This window comes from Variovorax sp. EL159 (assembly GCF_900100965.1).
In the GTDB taxonomy this organism is placed as follows: domain Bacteria; phylum Pseudomonadota; class Gammaproteobacteria; order Burkholderiales; family Burkholderiaceae_C; genus Variovorax.
In genome coordinates this window covers 46,275-62,069 of sequence record NZ_FMUJ01000004.1, presented here as the reverse complement: position 1 = coordinate 62,069, position 15,795 = coordinate 46,275, and the positions used below count along the sequence as shown (strand labels likewise).

Genomic DNA, 15,795 nt, shown 5'->3' with positions numbered 1-15,795 from the left:
ACGAGAGAGACCGCCATGTACCGCGAACCCGAAATTGCCGAAGACACCCGCGAGCGCATGCTCGGCTGGCGCCGCGACATCCACGCCAACCCCGAGACCGCCTTCGAGGAGCATCGCACCGCCAACGTCGTCGCCAACGCGCTGATGTTGATGGGCCTGCCGGTGCATCGCGGCCTGGCCGGCACCGGCGTGGTGGCCACGCTGAAGAACGGCGAAGGCCCGAGCATCGCGCTGCGTGCCGACCTCGACGCGCTCAACATGCAGGAGCTGGGCACACAGCCGCACGCCTCGAAGTGCGCCGGCAAGATGCACGCCTGCGGCCATGACGGCCACACCGCCATGCTGCTGGGCGCGGCCGAACACCTGTCGCGCCACAAGCCCTTCAAGGGCACAGTGCAGTTCGTGTTCCAGCCGGCCGAAGAGAACGAAGGCGGCGGTCGCGTGATGGTGGACGAAGGCCTGTTCGACCAGTTCCCCGCCGATGCCGTGTACGGCATGCACAACTTCCCCAGCCTGCCGCGCGGCCAGTTCGCGATCCGCAAGGGCACGATGACGGCCTTTCTCGACACCTTCGAGATCGTCATCACCGGCAAGGGCAGCCACGGCGCCATGCCCGAGACCGGCATCGACTCGGTGGTGGTGTCGGCCCAGCTCGTCAATGCCCTGCAGACCATCGTGAGCCGCCGCACCGGCGCCACCGATTCGGCCGTGGTCAGCGTCACGCAGATCCACGGCGGCGACACCTGGAACGTGATTCCCGAAACCGTGGTGCTGCGCGGCACCGTGCGCACGCTCGACCCCGAAATCCAGGACAAGACCCAGGCCGCGATGCAGCAGATCTGCGATGGCGTGGCGCAGACGCACGGCGCCAAGGTGGCGCTCGACTACCGCCGCGGCTATCCCGGCGTGGTCAACACGCCCACCGAGACCGATGCCGCCATTGCCGCCGCCGCCAGCTTGGTCGAGCGCGCCCAGGTCAAGACCGACATTCCACCGGCCATGGGCTCGGAAGACTTCGCCTTCATGCTGCAGAAGCGCCCGGGTGCCTACATCGGCATCGGCGCGGGCGAGGGCCCGAACGATCCGAACGTGCACAACCCGTACTACGACTTCAACGACGCCATCCTGCCGCTGGGCGCCGCCTATTGGGTGGCACTGGTCAAACAGCAGCTGCCGGCCGCATGATGCGCTGATGCTCTCAGCCTTCGACATCTTCAAGATCGGCATCGGGCCGTCCAGTTCGCACACCGTCGGGCCGATGCGCGCGGCGTTGATGTTCGCGCGGTCGCTCGAAACACGCGGCGTGCTCGCGCAGGTGGCGCGACTGCATGTGGACCTGTTCGGCTCGCTCGGCGCCACGGGCCACGGCCATGCCACCGACCAGGGCGTGATCCTCGGCCTCTTCGGCGACGCGCCTGACACGGTGCGGCCCGAGACCGTGCAGCCGCGCCTCGACGCGCTGCGCCGCACCGGCCAGCTGAGCCTGCTGGGCACCACGCCCATCGCCTTCGATCGCGTGCGCGACATCGCCTTTCGCGGCGAAGAGTCGCTGCCCGAGCACCCCAACGCCATGCGCTTCACCGCCTTCGCGGCCGATGGCGGCACGCTGGCCGAGGGCACGTATTTCTCGGTCGGCGGCGGCTTCGTCGTCGAAGGCGGGCAGGCGGTGGCCGCGACGGTGGCTGCGGCTTCCGCCGTGCCGCATCCCTTCTCGACCGGCGACGAACTCATGGCGCAATGCCGCGCCAGCGGCCTGTCGGTCGCGGCGCTGGTGATGCGCAACGAATGCGTGTGGCGGCCCGAGGCCGAAGTGCGCAGCGGCCTGCTGCGCATCTGGGGCGTGATGCAGCAGTGCGTGCAGCGCGGCTTCGGCATCGACAACCCGTTGGCGGCGCACGCGCTGCCCGGCCCGCTGCGCATGCGCCGCCGTGCGCCCGAGCTGAACCGCGAGCTGCTGGCGCAGGCCGGCGCGGCCGATCCGCTCGCGGTGATGGACTGGGTCAACGCCTTCGCGATGGCGGTGAACGAGGAGAACGCGGCCGGCGGCCGTGTCGTCACCGCGCCCACCAACGGCGCGGCCGGCGTGGTGCCCGCCGTCATGCACTACTACCAGCGCTTCGTGCCGCAGGCGAGTGACGACGGCATCGTCGACTTCCTGCTCACGGCCGCGGCCATCGGCATGCTCTACAAGGCCAACGCATCGATCTCGGGTGCCGAGGTCGGCTGCCAGGGCGAAGTGGGCGTGGCCTGCTCGATGGCTGCCGGTGCACTCGCTGCGGTGCTCGGCGCCACGCCGGCGCAGGTCGAGAACGCCGCCGAGATCGGCATGGAACACAACCTGGGCCTGACTTGCGACCCGGTCGGCGGCATGGTGCAGATTCCGTGCGTCGAGCGCAACGCGATGGGGGCCGTGAAGGCCATCAACGCGGCACGCATGGCGCTGCGCGGCGACGGCAGCCACTATGTGTCGCTCGACGCCGTGATCCGCACCATGAAGCAGACCGGCGAGGACATGAAGTCGACCTACAAGGAGACCTCGCTCGGTGGCCTCGCGGTGAACGTGGTGGAGTGCTGAGGGGCATTGCCTGTGCCCTGCGCGGCTTTGTGCCGCTGCGTCAGAATGCGGGGCCCCCGTCGCCCCCGACTCAGAAAGATGAGGCCCCCATGACCCGCTCCATCGCCCAGAAACGCGCCGACTTCCGCGCGCTCCATGCACAAGGCTGCTTCGTCATCCCGAACCCCTGGGACACCGGCAGCGCACGCTACCTCGAAGGCCTGGGCTTCAAGGCGCTGGCCACCACCAGCTCGGGCTTTGCATGGTCGCGCGGCCATGCCGACGGTGCGCTGTCGCGCGACCAGATCCTCGACCACCTGCGCGAACTCGTGGCCGCCACCGACCTGCCGGTGAACGCCGACTTCGAGAACGGCTTTGCCGCCGATGCGCAGGGCGTGGCCGAAAGCGTGCGGCTCGCGGTCGAGACCGGCGTGGCGGGCCTGTCGATCGAGGACTCGACGGGCAACGCCGCCGATCCGCTCTTTTCCATCGACGTCGCGGTCGAGCGCATGCGCGCCGCGCGCAAGGCCATCGACGCCAGCGGCGCCGACGTGCTGCTGGTCGGCCGCGCCGAGAACTTCTTCGCCGGTCGCCCCGATCTCGACGACGCCATCGCCCGGCTCAAGGCCTATGCGAATGCCGGCGCCGATTGTCTCTACGCGCCCGGCATCAAGACCCGCGAGCAGATCGCCGCCGTGGTCGCGGCCGCCGGGGGCAAGCCGGTCAACCTGCTGGTCGGCGCGGCCAGCGAGTTGACGATGAAGGACATCGCCGAGCTGGGCGTGCGCCGCGTCAGCGTCGGCGGCGGGCTCGCGCGTGCGGCATGGGGCGGCTTCATGCGCGCCGCACGCACGCTGTCGGAAGAAGGCCGCTTCGACGGCTTTGCGGATGCCGCGCCGGGCACCGAGCTCAACGCCTTCTTCCGTCCGTTCGCGCAGTAGCCGGCCGCGCCGAAGAAACCCCGGTGGATCTTCTTCTCACCGAGATCCGCAACTGCCGCGCCTGCGCAGCGCATCTGCCGCTGGGCCCGCGGCCCATCGTGCAGGCCAGCCGCACGGCACGGCTGCTGATCGTCGGGCAGGCCCCGAGCCTGACCGTGCACCAGACCGGCGTGCCTTGGAACGACCGGAGCGGCGACCTGCTGCGCCGCTGGCTCGGCATCGACCGCGACCTGTTCTACGACGCGACGCAGATCGCCATCGTGCCGATGGGCTACTGCTACCCGGGCCGCGGCAAGAGCGGCGACCTGCCGCCGCGCAAGGAATGCGCACAGCTCTGGCACGCACGGCTGTTCGCCGAGCTCAAGAATGTCGAGTTGACCCTGCCCATCGGCCAGTACGCGCAGCACCACCTGCTGGGCAAGACCGCGCGCGGCAGCGTCACCGAAACGGTCGAGGCCTTCGCCGACTACGGGCCGCGCGTCGTGCCGCTGCCGCATCCTTCGCCGCGCAACACGGGCTGGTTCAAGCACCACCCGTGGTTCGAGCGCGACGTGCTGCCGGTGTTGCGCGAGCGGGTTCGCCAGGTATTGGCCCCGGCCCCGGAGGGCGTCAGTCGACCCTGATGTTCGCGGCCTTGACCACCTGCCGCGCCTTGCCGGTCTCTTCGACGATGAACTTGTTGAACTGCGCCGAAGGCATGGTGAAGGGCTCGGCACCGAGCTTTTCCAGCCGCTCCTTCAGCTCGGGCGACAGCATGATCTTCGCGACCTCGGCCTGCAGGCGGTCGACCACCGGCTGCGGCGTCTTCGCGGGTGCGAAGAGCCCGACCCAGAACAGGTATTCCGAGCCCGGCACGCCGGCCTCCACCGTCGTGGGTGCGTTGGGCAGCGCCGCCGAGCGCTTGCCCGTGCCGACCGCCAGCGCCTGCAGCTTGCCGGTCTGGATCAGCGGCAGGGCCGACACCATCGGCGCGAAGAACCAGTCGACACGCCCGGCCATCACCTCGGTCATGGCCTCGGGCGTGCCGCGAAAGGGCACGTGCTGCGCATCGATGCCGGCCGCAAGGCGGAACACCTCGGCGTTCATGTGCGTGGCCGAGCCGTTGCCGGCGGAGCCGTAGTTGAAGTGGCCCGGCTTGGCCTTGACCTGCGCCACGAGGTCTTTCACGTTCGCGAAGTGCGCGGGCGCGGTGACCAGCACGTTGGGCAGGCTGGCCATGGGCGTGATCCCGGTGAAGTCTTTCAGCGTGTCGTACGACAGGCCCTTGTAGATCCACGGGTTCACGAGGTGGCCGGCCGAGTGCACCAGCAGCGTGTAGCCATCGGCCGGCGCCTTGGCCGTGATCGCCGCACCGAGCGTGCCGCCCGCACCGGGCCGGTTGTCCACGATCACGCTGGTGCCCAGCACCGGGCCGAGCTTCTCGGCCACCAGCCGCGCAACGATGTCGGTGCCGCTGCCCGCCGTGAAGGGCACGACCAGCTTGATCGGCTGTGTGCCCGGCCAGTTGCCCTGCGCGTGCGCGCCACCAAGCGTGGATGCGGCGACGAATGCCGCGGCCACGGCCAGCGTCTGCCGGCGGCTCCAGGTGAAAGTCTTCTTCATGCGTCTTGTCTCCGTTGATTTGTTTCGTTGGGCGATGAATGACCGAAAGAGAAAGAGGGGAGGCCGCTACGGCGGTGGCGCGTTCGGCATCACCAGCGCCACCAGCACCGGCCGGTTGCTGCGGTTTTCGAGCTGGCGCTTTTCGCCGGGCGCGAAGCGGCAGCTGTCGTAGGGGCCGAGCACTTCTTCTTCATGTGCGCCGTCGAGTTCGCCGACCACGTGCAGCTGGCCTTCGAGCACGAGGTACAGCTTTTCCATCGGCGAGCCGTCCAGCCCGGTGTGGCCGCCCGGCAGGATCTGGCTCATGCCCATCCACATCTGCGTGGAGGGGCCGGCTTCCTTGCCCTGCAGGCGCAGGCAGCGCATGTCGAAATGGTTGGGCGCCTCGTAGTGCGGCGCTTCGTTGAAACGGGTCACATGCATGGCGGTTGTCCTTCGTGGGTTCAGGGCCGCAGCACGACGCGGTCGGTGCTGCCCGACAGCACCAGCCGGTAGGCGTCCATGGCTTCGTCGAGCGTGAAGTGGCGCGCGACCGGAAAGGGCTTGAGCGTGCCGCGCTCGAAGCCCTCGCGCATCGCGTCGAGCTGCGCGGTCGAGGCCACGCAGTCCATCGCGAGCGAGTCGATGCCCACGAAGGTGTGCATGCCGCGGTAGAACGCGAAGATGTCGAAGGGCACCGCGCGGTCGTGCGTGGCAATGAAGATCTGCGTCGCGCCCTTGGCCATCGCCTTGTTGGCGGCCTCGAAGTAGGCGCTGCCCACGGTGTTGTAGACGATGTGCGCGCCGCGCCCGTCCGTCAGCTCGCGCACCCGCGCGGCCACGTCGGTGTGGTGGCGTGCATCGATCGTGTCCACCGGCCCGCTCGCAAAGCCCGCGTAGGGCCCGGCATGGCGCTGCACCGCGATCACGCGCGCGCCGGCCTGCGACGCAAGCTGCACGGCCGCCTGCCCGACCTTGCCGTTGGCGCCGAGCACCAGCACCGTCTGCCCGGCCTGCGGCATGCCGCTGCGGCGAAAGCCTTCATAAGCGGTGACGAAGGGCACGCCCACCGCACCGGCCTCGTCCATCGAAATGCCACGGGGCTTGGCGCGCAATGCGGCTTCGGGCAACACGAGGTAGCGCGCATGCGAGCCGTCGCGCGTGATGCCGTTGTCGCCGCCCGAGCCGTAGACCTCGCGGCCGATCCATTCGGTGGGCCCGCTCACGACGGTGCCCGCGAAGTCGCGGCCCGGCGTCCGGGGCCAGACCGCCTGCGGCATGAGGCCCAGCGTTGCCTTGACGTCGCTCGGGTTGACTGCTGCTGCTGCGATGCGCACCACGGCGTGGCCGGGCGGCGGTGTGGGTTCGGCCTGCGGCGCGGCTTCGAGCTTCAGCGCATCGAGGTTGGCGGCCTTCTCGTGCACGCGCAGCGCGCGCGAGGTGTGAACGGGGTGCATGGCTGCGACGCTCATCGTTTCGCTCCTTGCACGGTGTGTGCGTCGGGCAAGCCCAGCATCGCGCGGGCCTCGCGCGGGTTGGCGATCTCGCCGCCCAGGCTTTGCAGGATGTCGCGCGCCTTCGCCACGAGTTGCGCGTTGCTTTGGGCCAGCACGCCCTTCTCGAGGTAGATGTTGTCTTCCATGCCCACCCGCACGTGGCCACCCAGCAGCCAGGCCTGCGCGACGATGGGGAACTCCATGCGGCCGATGCCGAAGGCGCTCCAGAAGGCGCCGCGCGGCAGCATGTTGCGGGCGTAAAGCAGCGTCTCGGGCGTGGGCGCAAAGCCGTACTTCACGCCGAGCACGAAGGTCCACATCGCGGGGCCGTCGAGCGTGCCGTCGGCGATGAGGTCGAGCGCGAGGTTGATGTCGCCCGAATCGAAGATCTCCAGCTCGGGCTTCACGCCCGCTTCACGGATCACCTTCGCCATGCGGCGCACGTTTTTCGGCGTGTTCATCACCACGTCGGGGCCGGAGTTCATGGTGTTCAGGTCGAGCGAACACACGTCGGGCCGGATGAGCGCGATGTGCTCCACGCGCTTCTCGGGCGGCAGCAGCGTCGTGCCGGGCGCGGCGATCTTGGGGTCGTCCTCGCTCGGAATGAAGCGCCCGCCGGGGCCGGTCGTGAGGTTGATGATCAGCTCGCGGTTCTCGCGGCGGATGCGCTCGACCACCTCGCGGTACAGGTCGATTTCCATCGAGGGCTTGCCGGTCTCGGGGTGGCGCACGTGGATGTGCACCTGCGCCGCGCCGGCTTCGGCGGCGACCAGGCATTCGTCGGCGATCTGCACCGGCGTGATCGGCAGGTGCGGCGTCTGCTCGGGCTTCACGAGGTTGCCCGTGACGGCGCAGGTAATGAGGGTCTTGCCGGTGCTCACAGGTGGCGCCCTCCATCGACCACGATGCGCGTGCCGGTGACGAAGCGCATCGTCGTCGCGAGCGCCTCGACCGTGGCGGCCACGTCGTCGGGCTTGCCGATGCGGCCCAGCGGCGTGGTGCTCGCCATCTTGCTTGCGAACTCCGTGCCGCGGCCCGGCACGAAGCCCGACTCGACCGCGCCCGGCGACACCGACACCACGCGCACCGCCGGCGCGAGCGCCTTGGCCAGCGCATCGCCGACCACGTCGAGCCCGGCCTTGGCCGCGACATAAGCCAGGTTGCTGCCCACGCCCGTGAAGCCCGCGATCGACGAGATGTTGACCACCAGCCCGTCGCCGCTGGCCTTGAGCATCGGCGCGAAGGCGCGGATGGTTGCGAACACCCCGCGGAAGTTGGCGCGCACGATGTCGTCGATGAGTTCGTCGGTCAGCGCATCGAGATCGCCCGCCGCCACGGGCTGCGTGTGCCCCGCGCTGTTGACCAGGATGTCGCAGCGCCCGTGCGTGGCCTTCACCTCGGCGGCGGCCGCGTTCAGGCTGGGCGTGTCGACGATGTCGGCGCGGATCGCGCCGTGGCGCTGTCCGTGGGCGCGGGGCAGGGCGGCGGCGCGCGCAGCCGCATCGTCACCCTTGCGATGCAGCAGCACGCAGGTGGCGCCGAGCGCGGCCAGGCGCGTGGCCGTGGCGTAGCCGATGGCGCCAAGGCCGCCGGTGATGACGGCAACCTTGCCGTCGAGTCGGGAGACAGGATTGAAGCTCATGGGATGACGTGGAGTTGTGGAATCAGGGAATCGGGGGGCGGGGGAACTTCATCTCGCCCGGTTCGAGCTGGAAGTCGTGCTGCAGCGTGGCGGTCTTGCCATCGGGCGCGAGGGCGAAGCGGCCGATCAGCCGCTGCGTCACGCCGAAGGTGGGGTCGCTTTCCAGGTTCTCGTCGTCATCGGCGAACACCTGCGTGATCAGCACCTTGTGCCCCGGCTTGCTCACCATGAAGTGCAGGTGCGCGGGCCGGTTGGGGTGGCGCCGTTGCGCGCGCAGCAGCACGCCGCAGGGGCCATCGGTCGGCACCGGGTAGCCGGCCGGCCGCACGCTGAAGAAGTGAAAGCGCCCCTGCGCATCGGTGGTGAAACGGCCGCGCAGGTTCATGTCGTCCTGCGACGGGTCCTGGTTTTCGTACAGGCCCACGGGCGAGGCCTGCCACACGTCGACCGTGGCATCGGCCATTGGCTGGCCCTTGCCGTCGCGCACCGTGCCCGTCACTTCCAGCGGAATGCCCGGCGTGCCCGAGCGCGCGATGTTGTCGCCCGCCGCGCAGGCCGGCGAGTTCGCGCGCCAGAAGGGGCCCAGCAGCGCGGCCGGCGATTCGCCTTGCGGGTCCTGGTTGTTCTGCAGCGCCACCACGGTGGACACGCCGAGGATGTCGGCCGCCAGTACCACCTCGTTCTTGGTCTCGCCGGTGGCGTGACCAATGGCGACGATGAATTCGAGCGCCTGCTCGAACTCTTCCTCGGTCAGCTTCACCTCCTGGACGAAGGCATGCAGGTGGCGCGTGAGCGCTTCCATCACGGTGCGCAGCCGAGGGTCGGGCGTGCGCTTCATGGCGTCGAGCGTGAAGCCCAGCACCGAGTCGGGGGAGGTGGCGATGTTCATGGGGTGGTTTATGCAATCGTTTGCACGATATTAGTCCAAATCTCCGAAAAGTAAAATGGAGGGGTTCGGTACCCATGAATGAGGTAGAGCCACCGTCAGGCACAAGCCTCGGCGACAATCGTTTGCACCAATGAAGCCCAATCCGCCTTCCGCCACTGCCTCTCCCGTCACCATCCGCGACGTCGCCAACGCCGCCGGCGTGCATGTGTCGACCGTCTCGCGGGCGCTCAGCCCCGAGAAGCGGTCACTGATCAGCGAGGAAGTGCTGCGCGTGGTCGAAGAGGCGGCGCAGCGCCTGGGCTACCGGCCCAACCGCGCGGCCTCGGCCCTGCGCACCGGGCGCACCCACACCATCGGCGTGCTGGTGCCCGACATCACGAACGCGGTGTTCCCGCCGATCCTGCAAGGCATCGAGGCCAGCGCGGCGGCGCGCGGCTACTTCGTCTTCGTGACCAACGTGGTCGACCACGCGTTGGCGCGCCCGGTGCTCGAACGCATGCTGGCGCAGCGCGTCGACGGCGTGATCCTCGCCACCGCCACGCGCGACGATCCGCTGGTCGACTTCGTCACCAAGGCCGGCATGACGGCCGTGCTGGTCAACCGCGCCGACGAAACCGGCCGCCTGCCCGCCGTGGTGAGCGACGACCGGCTCGCGATGAAGCTCGCGGTCGATCACCTCGTGGGGCTGGGGCACAAGCGCATCGCGCACCTGGCGGGGCCGCAGAACATCCCGACCGGCGTGGGCCGACGCCTGGGCGTGGAGCAGGCGCTGCGCGACCACCGCATGAAGCCGTTCCGCGTGGTCGAGTGCGCGAGCTACAGCCGCGAGGCCGGTGCCGTCGCCATGCAGCAGATGCTCGAGGCGGGGCCGGCGCCGCAGGCGGTGGTGTGCTGCAACGACCTCGTGGCGCTCGGTGCTTACGACGCATTGCGCACGGCAGGCCTGCGCGTGCCGAAGGACATCTCGGTGACGGGCCACAACGACATGCCGCTGGTCGACATGGTCGATCCGCCGCTCACCACCATCCGCCTGCCGCACCGTGAGCTGGGCTGGCGCGCGGCCGAGATGCTGTTCGAAGAGATCGACGGGCGCTCGATGTCCGCATCGACCGTGGTGTTGCGGCCGGAACTCGTGGTGCGCAAGTCGACCGGCGCCCCGACCGCGCCGCGCTGACTAGTACAACCAGGCCGCGATGTCGTCGCTCAGCCCCGCGAGAAGAAGCGCCAGGGCGACCAGCGCGATCATCATCTTCGTGCGCAGCGGCATCCCTTCCTTGGGCGCGAAGGCGTCGGCACCGCCGCTGAAATGCACGCCGCAGTGCGGGCAGCGCAGCGCATGGCCGTAGACAGGCTCCTTGCAGCGGATGCAGGGCACCTCGTCGGGGCCCGGGTCTGCCGCGGGCGAGCCGCCATCGCGCCGCGCCCGTGCGGCAGCGCGCTGCTGTTGTTGCTGCAGCCGGGCCCGGCGCTCGCGGTGAGCCGCGAGGTCGATGGGCGCGTGGGCGTTGGCGTTGTTGTTGTCGTGCTCGTTGTGGTTGTTGTTGGCCATGCTGCTGAACCCCGGTCTAGCGCGCGCGTGGCGCGGTCTTCTTGCGTGCCGCCGGCCGCCGCGGCGGCTTGGCCTCCAGCACCAGTTCGGCCGGCAGCGTGTCGTTCCACGATTCGGTGAAGTAGGCGCGGTCGCTCGGCACCAGTTCGGGCAGCGCTTCGCGCAGCAGCCCCAACGACTGCTCGGCCGCCTTCAGCTCGCCCGCATGCGCCGCATACCAGGCGTGCTCGAACAACAGGCTGCAATGCTGAAGGCCCGGGTAGCGGCGGCGCCCCGCCTGGTGGTCGGCCAGCCGCGCCTGCGCCACGTCGACCCAGCGCGTGGGCCAGTGCGCGTCGTCGAAGGCATCGGCCAGCGGGCCGGCGAGCTTCGAGACCGCGGGCGGGTCCAGCGGCTTCTGCGCGCGGAACTGCGCGAGCGTGGGCTGCGATTCGGGCCGGCAGTGCCCGCGCGCAATGCGCATCAGGTAGATGGCGTTCCAGGCCGAGCGGCCCTGGCCGTCGGTGTGGCCGCACAGCCATTCGCTGAAGGCGATCCACTGCACGGCGCGGCGCGTGGTGTCGGCGTTGCCGTCGTGCGAGAGCGCGGGCAGGTCGCTCAACCCCACGCGGTCGAACAGCCACGCCGCCATGCCCATGTTGGCGGCCACGTGCTGCGCCGCATCGAAGGAGTGCGATTCGAAGGCGGCCGCCAGTGCTTCGCCGAACCGGCGCAGCGACTCTTCGGCGAGCGTGGCCGCGGCGGGCTTGTCGTCGGCAGAGATGCCGAGCGCGCGCGAGCGGCACACCAGCGCCCACAGGTTGCACCACTCGAAGCGCACGTCGGGGTGATGCCGCAGCACCAGCCCGCGCGCCGCGTCGTCGGCCATGCCGCCCAGCAGCGATTGCGCCAGCGGCAGGTCGCGCGCCGTGTAGGCGCACCAGGCCGCGACGATGCATTCCATCGCGCCCAGGTAATCGTTGCCCGCCACGTGATGGGCCAGGCGCTGCTTCTTCAGTGCCTGCAGGCGGCGGCGCGCCTGCTCGTTGTCGCCGAGGCGGCGCCACAGCATCGCCTCGTTGAGCGTGACCAGCGCGCGCTGGAAATCGGTGGCGGCCAGCGTGCCGGCCAGGCGGATCGATTCGAGCGCGCTCGCCGGCTGGCCGCTCGCGTTGCCGCTGCCCGCCACCGGCGCCATGAGCCGGCCCTGCCGCGCCGCCTGCTGCGAGGCGACCAGCTGCTTCCAGAAGGCGGCGTCCTGCAGATGCACCGCGTCGGGCGGTGGCGTGCCGGGCGCCGCCGCACGGGCCTTGCGGGCGCGCAGACCGAGGAAGGACGCGACTTCGGCTGCCGTCGCCGCGCGGCCGCCAACCAGCATGCGCACGCGTTTCGCCTCGGCGGCCGGCAGCCAGAAGGGGCCCTGGCTGCGCCGCTCGGCATTCAGGAAGCGCGGCTCGCGCTGCGTGTCTTCGCCCCAGCCGACTTCGATGTCCCACGCTTTGAAGTCGCGGAACGCGCGGCTCACGACCATGCGCAGCGTGCTTGCGTCGGAGACCTCGCCGCGCAGGTCGGCCAGCCGCACGAGGCCGCCTTCGGCGTCGTGCGCGTGTTGCATGCGCACCAGCAGCCAGAGCGACTGGAAGGCCGCGCGCCGACCATTGACCGATTGCGGCGAGGTGAGTTCGATGGAAAGAGGGGCGGGGGTTGCGAGTGTGGGCACGCCCCGAATTGAACCTCAAAACCGGCGCGTTCCCTGAAGAAATGCGCCGGATTTTGTCAGCGGTGGCGGTCCAGCAGCCCCTGCACTTCGCTGCGCCCGATGCCCAGGTCGCGCAGCTCGCGTTCGCTCATGCCGGCCAGGTGCCCGGAGTCCGCCCGGTGGCGGCTGCGCTCCGCCACGCGACGGCGCCAGCGGCGCAGGGCGTGCATCAGGCGTTGAGGGAAGGGCGAGTGCGTCGGCGCGGTCACGATGGGCTCCTGGTTGGGGAGCGCTCATCTTCCGGCGCTGCGTGCTATTGTGGAAGTTGAGATTCCTGAACCCTTCAATCAGCATTCCTGATGCGACAACTCAACCTCTACCAGCTGCGCACGCTCATCGCCATTGCCGACCTGGGCACCTTCTCGGCGGCAGCCAATGCACTGCACCTCGCCCAGCCCACGGTGAGCCTGCACATCAGCGAACTCGAATCACGCCTGGGTGCGCCGCTGGTGGTGCGCGGCAACCGTCGCGTCACGCCCACCGCGGCCGGCGCGGCACTGGTGGAGCGCGGGCGCAAGCTGCTGCGCGACACCGACGAGGCGGTCGATGCCGTCAAGCGCCAGGCCGAAGGCCGCACCGGCCGCGTGCGGCTGGGCACGTCGACCGGCGTGGTGGTCGACCTGCTGCCGCAGGTGCTCGAAGCGCTGGGCGCGGCGCATGCGGGCATCGACGTCGAGGTCAGCATCCTCGGCTCCAACGATGCGATGACGCGGCTGGCAGCCGGCACGCTCGACATCGGGCTGGTCGCGATGCCGCAGCCGCCGCAGCGTGACCTGGTCGTCACGCCGTGGCGCGACCAGCCCATGATGGCCTTCGTGCCGCCGCGCTGGAAGGCGCCCAAGCGCGCCACGCCGGCATGGCTCGCGGCGCAGCCGCTGATCTTCAACGACGCGACCACGCACATGTACCGGCTGTCGATGGAATGGTTTGCCGCGGCCGGCTTTGCGCCGCGCGCACGCATCGAGCTGAACTACGACGCCGCGATCCAGAGCCTGGTGGCCGCCGGCTATGGCGCCGCGCTGCTGCCGCTGCAGCAGACCGCCGACGCGGCGCTGAACGCGCGCATGCAGGTGCTGCCGATTTCGCCGAAGCTCACGCGCCGCCTGGGCATTGCGCACCGCCAGCGCGCCACGCTCGACGGTGCCACGCAAAGCGTGCTGAAGGTGCTGACGACTTTCTGCCAGCTCTGATCCCGGCGTTCGCAGTCTTCAGCCCAGGCCGGGCTTGCGCACGCCCAGCGAAAGAATCTCGCTGGCGTTGACGATGGCGGCGGCAATCTCTTCCATGGTGGTGCGCTTGCTCATGGCCTGTTCGCGGATCAGGTCGTAGGCCTGGCCCTCGGACACGTTGTGCGTCTTCATCAGCACGGCCTTGGCCTCGGCGAGTTGCCGCACGCCGAGCAGCTTGGCCTCGACCTTGCGCAGGCGCCGTGCGAGCGAGCGGCTTTCCTTGTGCGCCTCGCGCGCTACCACCAGCGCCGAGAGCAGCCCGAACGAGCGCACCGGCGAAGGCAGCACCGCCTTGGCGCCGATCTCCAGCACGGCCTCGACGATGGTCGGGTTCTCGTAGGTGACGACCGCGATGATGGCGGGCGCATCTTCGTTCTGCGTCCACTCGAAGCGCAGGTTGATGAAGTCGGGCTGCACCGCCATGAAGGCGACGTCGATGCCTTCAGGCAGGAACTGCACCGGTGGCCAGAAGGCTTGCACCTGGCAGCCGATGCGCTGCAGTTGCTGCGTGAGCTGCCGGCCGTCCGCGTCGTCGGGGTGGATCACCGCGATTTTCAGCAGCCGCAGCTCTTTCAGCTGCGGTGGCGTGACCCGCAGGGTGTGTCTTTTGGGCGCTGTGCCGTCCACGCTCAGGCCTCCTGCCGGGTTGCGCCGCTTGGGTTCTTGTTTGGAAGACGGCTGTTCAGGGCGCGTGCACAGGACACCGGGTACTCCCCTCCGCGAATGTCCCCCGGCCTGCGGCCTCCTCCTTTATTTCGCTGCGGGGAGCACCCGATGCCCTGCGCACAAGAAGCGCTCTCGTCGTGCTGGCCGATCAACCACTGCTCCGAATAACGATCGCGCTGGCGGGGTGCCTTGCGCAGCGAAATAAAGGAGGAGGCCGCAGGCCGGGGGACATTCGCGGAGCAAGGTACCCCGTCGGCGCGGTCGCGCCCTGAACAGCGGCGCTTCCAACGCGTCCCGAGCCGAACAACGCGACGAACGGAAGAACAAGGTTTCATCCTAGGCTTCCAGCGTGTCGAGCTTGGCCGTCCAGTCGCCCAGCGAATGCGTGACGAGGTAAGGGTCGGGGTACACCGCGCGCGTCGCCTGCCGCACGATGGTGAACTGCCCGTGCGCATCGACCCGGCCCACGCGTGGGTACAGGCAGGTGTGGTGGTTGGACGGGTCGATCTTCACGCGCCCCTGCGGCGCATCGAACTCGCTGCCGAGGATGTGCGGCAATATCTCCGCGATGCCATCGCTGCCCGCCTGGCGGTAGGCATTGGCGAAGATGTGCATCTGGAAGTACGACGCCTCCCAGCACAGGTTGGGCACGCAGCCATCGCCGAAACGCTCGCGCAGCCGCGCCAGGCAACGCCGATTGGCGGCCGAGTCGATCGACTGGAAATACGGCGCCGCCGTGAAGTGCCCCGTCGCCACCCCATGGCCCATCTGCGAGATCTCGGCCTCCGAGGTCGTGAGGCTCGCGATCGGCATCGCCCTCGGGTCGAAGCCCGCTTCGGCGTATGCGCGGTAAAGGCTCGCGGTCGAATCGCCCACCACGGTCGAGAAGATGAAGTCGGGCCGCTTGTCGCGGATGTCGTCCATGATCGCGCGGTAGTCTTTTTCGGTGGCGTCCAGCGCCACGTAGCGCTCGCCCAATTTTTCGCTGCCGGGGCGCTGCATCACCAGCTCGCCCATGATGCGGTTCGACTCGTAGGGGTAGATGTAGTCGGAGCCGATCAGGTACACGCGCGCGCCGAAGTTCGTGGTCATGAACTCGGCCAGCTGCACGCTGTTCTGGTTGGGCGCGGCGCCGGTGTAGATCACGTTGCCCGAGTACTCGAAGCCTTCATAAAGCGTGGGGTAGAACAGCAGCTTGTTCCACTTCTCGATCACCGGAATCACGGCCTTGCGGCTGCTCGACATGTAGCAGCCGAAGATCACGTTGACGCGGTCTTGCACGATCAGCTTTTCGGCCAGCTGGGCATAGCGTGCGGGGTTCGATTGCGGGTCGTGGCGCACGGCCACGATCTCGCGGCCGTCGACGCCGCCGGCCTCGTTGATCTCCTCGATGGCGAGCAGCGCACCTTGCAGCTGCGACAGCCCGATGGTCGAGGTGACGCCGGTTTCCGAGTAAAGGATGCCGACGCGAATGGGGTCCTTGTCAGCCACTGGGGTGTCTCCTGGATGT

Annotated in this window: 17 protein-coding genes; 6 read left to right on the top strand and 11 right to left on the bottom strand. The window is 69.4% G+C overall.

Going from position 1 to position 15,795, the window contains the following annotated elements; translation table 11 throughout:
• Positions 1-15 precede the first annotated feature (15 nt).
• The 4 genes from BLQ28_RS17335 to BLQ28_RS17320 all read left to right on the top strand — a co-directional run bounded on the left by BLQ28_RS17335 (position 16) and on the right by BLQ28_RS17320 (position 4,118).
• Entirely contained in the window at positions 16-1,185 is a 1,170-nt protein-coding gene (locus BLQ28_RS17335; protein WP_093241942.1) for a M20 aminoacylase family protein, read from the top strand.
• 4 nt (positions 1,186-1,189) lie between these two features.
• Positions 1,190-2,575, top strand: coding sequence for an L-serine ammonia-lyase (locus tag BLQ28_RS17330; RefSeq protein WP_176801174.1), 1,386 nt, complete (start codon positions 1,190-1,192; stop codon positions 2,573-2,575).
• 89 nt (positions 2,576-2,664) lie between these two features.
• On the top strand, positions 2,665-3,495 hold the full coding sequence (locus tag BLQ28_RS17325; protein ID WP_093241937.1) for an isocitrate lyase/PEP mutase family protein: 831 nt from the start codon (positions 2,665-2,667) through the stop codon (positions 3,493-3,495).
• Between the two features lie 23 nt (positions 3,496-3,518).
• Positions 3,519-4,118: a uracil-DNA glycosylase family protein gene (locus BLQ28_RS17320; RefSeq protein ID WP_093241936.1), complete on the top strand. Its 600-nt coding sequence runs from the start codon at positions 3,519-3,521 to the stop codon at positions 4,116-4,118.
• Here the strand turns inward: BLQ28_RS17320 and BLQ28_RS17315 are convergent.
• From BLQ28_RS17315 to BLQ28_RS17290, 6 genes are all read right to left on the bottom strand, one after another.
• The gene (locus BLQ28_RS17315) at positions 4,105-5,097 is read right to left on the bottom strand and encodes a Bug family tripartite tricarboxylate transporter substrate binding protein (protein WP_093241933.1); all 993 of its coding nucleotides are present in this window, start codon (positions 5,095-5,097) and stop codon (positions 4,105-4,107) included. The genes BLQ28_RS17320 and BLQ28_RS17315 overlap by 14 nt on opposite strands.
• Before the next feature lie 66 nt (positions 5,098-5,163).
• Positions 5,164-5,520, bottom strand: a complete 357-nt coding sequence (locus BLQ28_RS17310) for a cupin domain-containing protein (RefSeq protein WP_093241931.1) — start codon at positions 5,518-5,520, stop codon at positions 5,164-5,166.
• A gap of 20 nt (positions 5,521-5,540) precedes the next feature.
• On the bottom strand, positions 5,541-6,548 hold the full coding sequence (locus BLQ28_RS17305) for a quinone oxidoreductase family protein (protein ID WP_256327343.1): 1,008 nt from the start codon (positions 6,546-6,548) through the stop codon (positions 5,541-5,543).
• Positions 6,545-7,453 (bottom strand): beta-keto acid cleavage family enzyme, encoded by a 909-nt coding sequence (locus tag BLQ28_RS17300; RefSeq protein ID WP_093241928.1) that lies wholly within the window; start codon positions 7,451-7,453, stop codon positions 6,545-6,547. The genes BLQ28_RS17305 and BLQ28_RS17300 overlap by 4 nt, the downstream gene beginning before the upstream one ends.
• Complete coding sequence (locus BLQ28_RS17295; RefSeq protein ID WP_093241926.1) at positions 7,450-8,214, bottom strand: SDR family NAD(P)-dependent oxidoreductase; 765 nt, start codon at positions 8,212-8,214, stop codon at positions 7,450-7,452. Before BLQ28_RS17295 ends, BLQ28_RS17300 begins: the two co-directional genes overlap by 4 nt.
• Positions 8,215-8,236: 22 nt before the next feature.
• Positions 8,237-9,103 carry a dioxygenase family protein gene (locus BLQ28_RS17290; RefSeq protein ID WP_093241923.1) on the bottom strand — a complete coding sequence of 289 codons (867 nt, stop codon included), beginning with the start codon at positions 9,101-9,103 and terminating at the stop codon, positions 8,237-8,239.
• A gap of 130 nt (positions 9,104-9,233) precedes the next feature.
• Here BLQ28_RS17290 and BLQ28_RS17285 point away from each other — a divergent pair, with 130 nt between their 5' ends.
• Entirely contained in the window at positions 9,234-10,277 is a 1,044-nt protein-coding gene (locus tag BLQ28_RS17285; RefSeq protein WP_093241921.1) for a LacI family DNA-binding transcriptional regulator, read from the top strand.
• Here BLQ28_RS17285 and BLQ28_RS17280 read toward each other — a convergent pair whose 3' ends face one another.
• From BLQ28_RS17280 to BLQ28_RS17270, 3 genes are read right to left on the bottom strand one after another with little or no spacing between them, the layout of a single operon-like run.
• Complete coding sequence (locus tag BLQ28_RS17280) at positions 10,278-10,652, bottom strand: hypothetical protein (RefSeq protein WP_093241918.1); 375 nt, start codon at positions 10,650-10,652, stop codon at positions 10,278-10,280. It lies immediately after the preceding gene.
• A gap of 16 nt (positions 10,653-10,668) precedes the next feature.
• A complete protein-coding gene (locus BLQ28_RS17275; RefSeq protein WP_093241916.1) occupies positions 10,669-12,351 on the bottom strand; it encodes a hypothetical protein in 1,683 nt (560 codons plus the stop codon).
• 56 nt (positions 12,352-12,407) lie between these two features.
• Positions 12,408-12,599, bottom strand: a complete 192-nt coding sequence (locus tag BLQ28_RS17270; protein WP_093241913.1) for a hypothetical protein — start codon at positions 12,597-12,599, stop codon at positions 12,408-12,410.
• A 90-nt stretch (positions 12,600-12,689) separates the two neighbouring features.
• Here BLQ28_RS17270 and BLQ28_RS17265 point away from each other — a divergent pair, with 90 nt between their 5' ends.
• Positions 12,690-13,580, top strand: a complete 891-nt coding sequence (locus BLQ28_RS17265) for a LysR family transcriptional regulator (RefSeq protein WP_093241911.1) — start codon at positions 12,690-12,692, stop codon at positions 13,578-13,580.
• 18 nt (positions 13,581-13,598) lie between these two features.
• Here the strand turns inward: BLQ28_RS17265 and BLQ28_RS17260 are convergent, their stop codons facing one another.
• Both BLQ28_RS17260 and BLQ28_RS17255 read right to left on the bottom strand, forming a co-directional pair.
• Positions 13,599-14,246 carry an ANTAR domain-containing response regulator gene (locus BLQ28_RS17260; protein WP_093241908.1) on the bottom strand — a complete coding sequence of 216 codons (648 nt, stop codon included), beginning with the start codon at positions 14,244-14,246 and terminating at the stop codon, positions 13,599-13,601.
• A gap of 375 nt (positions 14,247-14,621) precedes the next feature.
• A complete protein-coding gene (locus tag BLQ28_RS17255) occupies positions 14,622-15,776 on the bottom strand; it encodes a transporter substrate-binding domain-containing protein (protein ID WP_093241906.1) in 1,155 nt (384 codons plus the stop codon).
• Positions 15,777-15,795: the final 19 nt, after the last annotated feature.

Excerpts from the sequence above, each read along its gene's own strand:
- BLQ28_RS17305 (WP_256327343.1), bottom strand. The coding sequence starts at position 6,548 with ATGAGCGTCGCAGCCATGCACCCCGTTCACACCTCGCGCGCGCTGCGC.
- BLQ28_RS17290 (WP_093241923.1), bottom strand. The coding sequence starts at position 9,103 with ATGAACATCGCCACCTCCCCCGACTCGGTGCTGGGCTTCACGCTCGAC.
- BLQ28_RS17265 (WP_093241911.1), top strand. The coding sequence starts at position 12,690 with ATGCGACAACTCAACCTCTACCAGCTGCGCACGCTCATCGCCATTGCC.
- BLQ28_RS17285 (WP_093241921.1), top strand. The coding sequence starts at position 9,234 with ATGAAGCCCAATCCGCCTTCCGCCACTGCCTCTCCCGTCACCATCCGC.
- BLQ28_RS17310 (WP_093241931.1), bottom strand. The coding sequence starts at position 5,520 with ATGCATGTGACCCGTTTCAACGAAGCGCCGCACTACGAGGCGCCCAAC.
- BLQ28_RS17335 (WP_093241942.1), top strand. The coding sequence starts at position 16 with ATGTACCGCGAACCCGAAATTGCCGAAGACACCCGCGAGCGCATGCTC.
- BLQ28_RS17295 (WP_093241926.1), bottom strand. The coding sequence starts at position 8,214 with ATGAGCTTCAATCCTGTCTCCCGACTCGACGGCAAGGTTGCCGTCATC.
- BLQ28_RS17325 (WP_093241937.1), top strand. The coding sequence starts at position 2,665 with ATGACCCGCTCCATCGCCCAGAAACGCGCCGACTTCCGCGCGCTCCAT.
- BLQ28_RS17315 (WP_093241933.1), bottom strand. The coding sequence starts at position 5,097 with ATGAAGAAGACTTTCACCTGGAGCCGCCGGCAGACGCTGGCCGTGGCC.
- BLQ28_RS17280 (WP_093241918.1), bottom strand. The coding sequence starts at position 10,652 with ATGGCCAACAACAACCACAACGAGCACGACAACAACAACGCCAACGCC.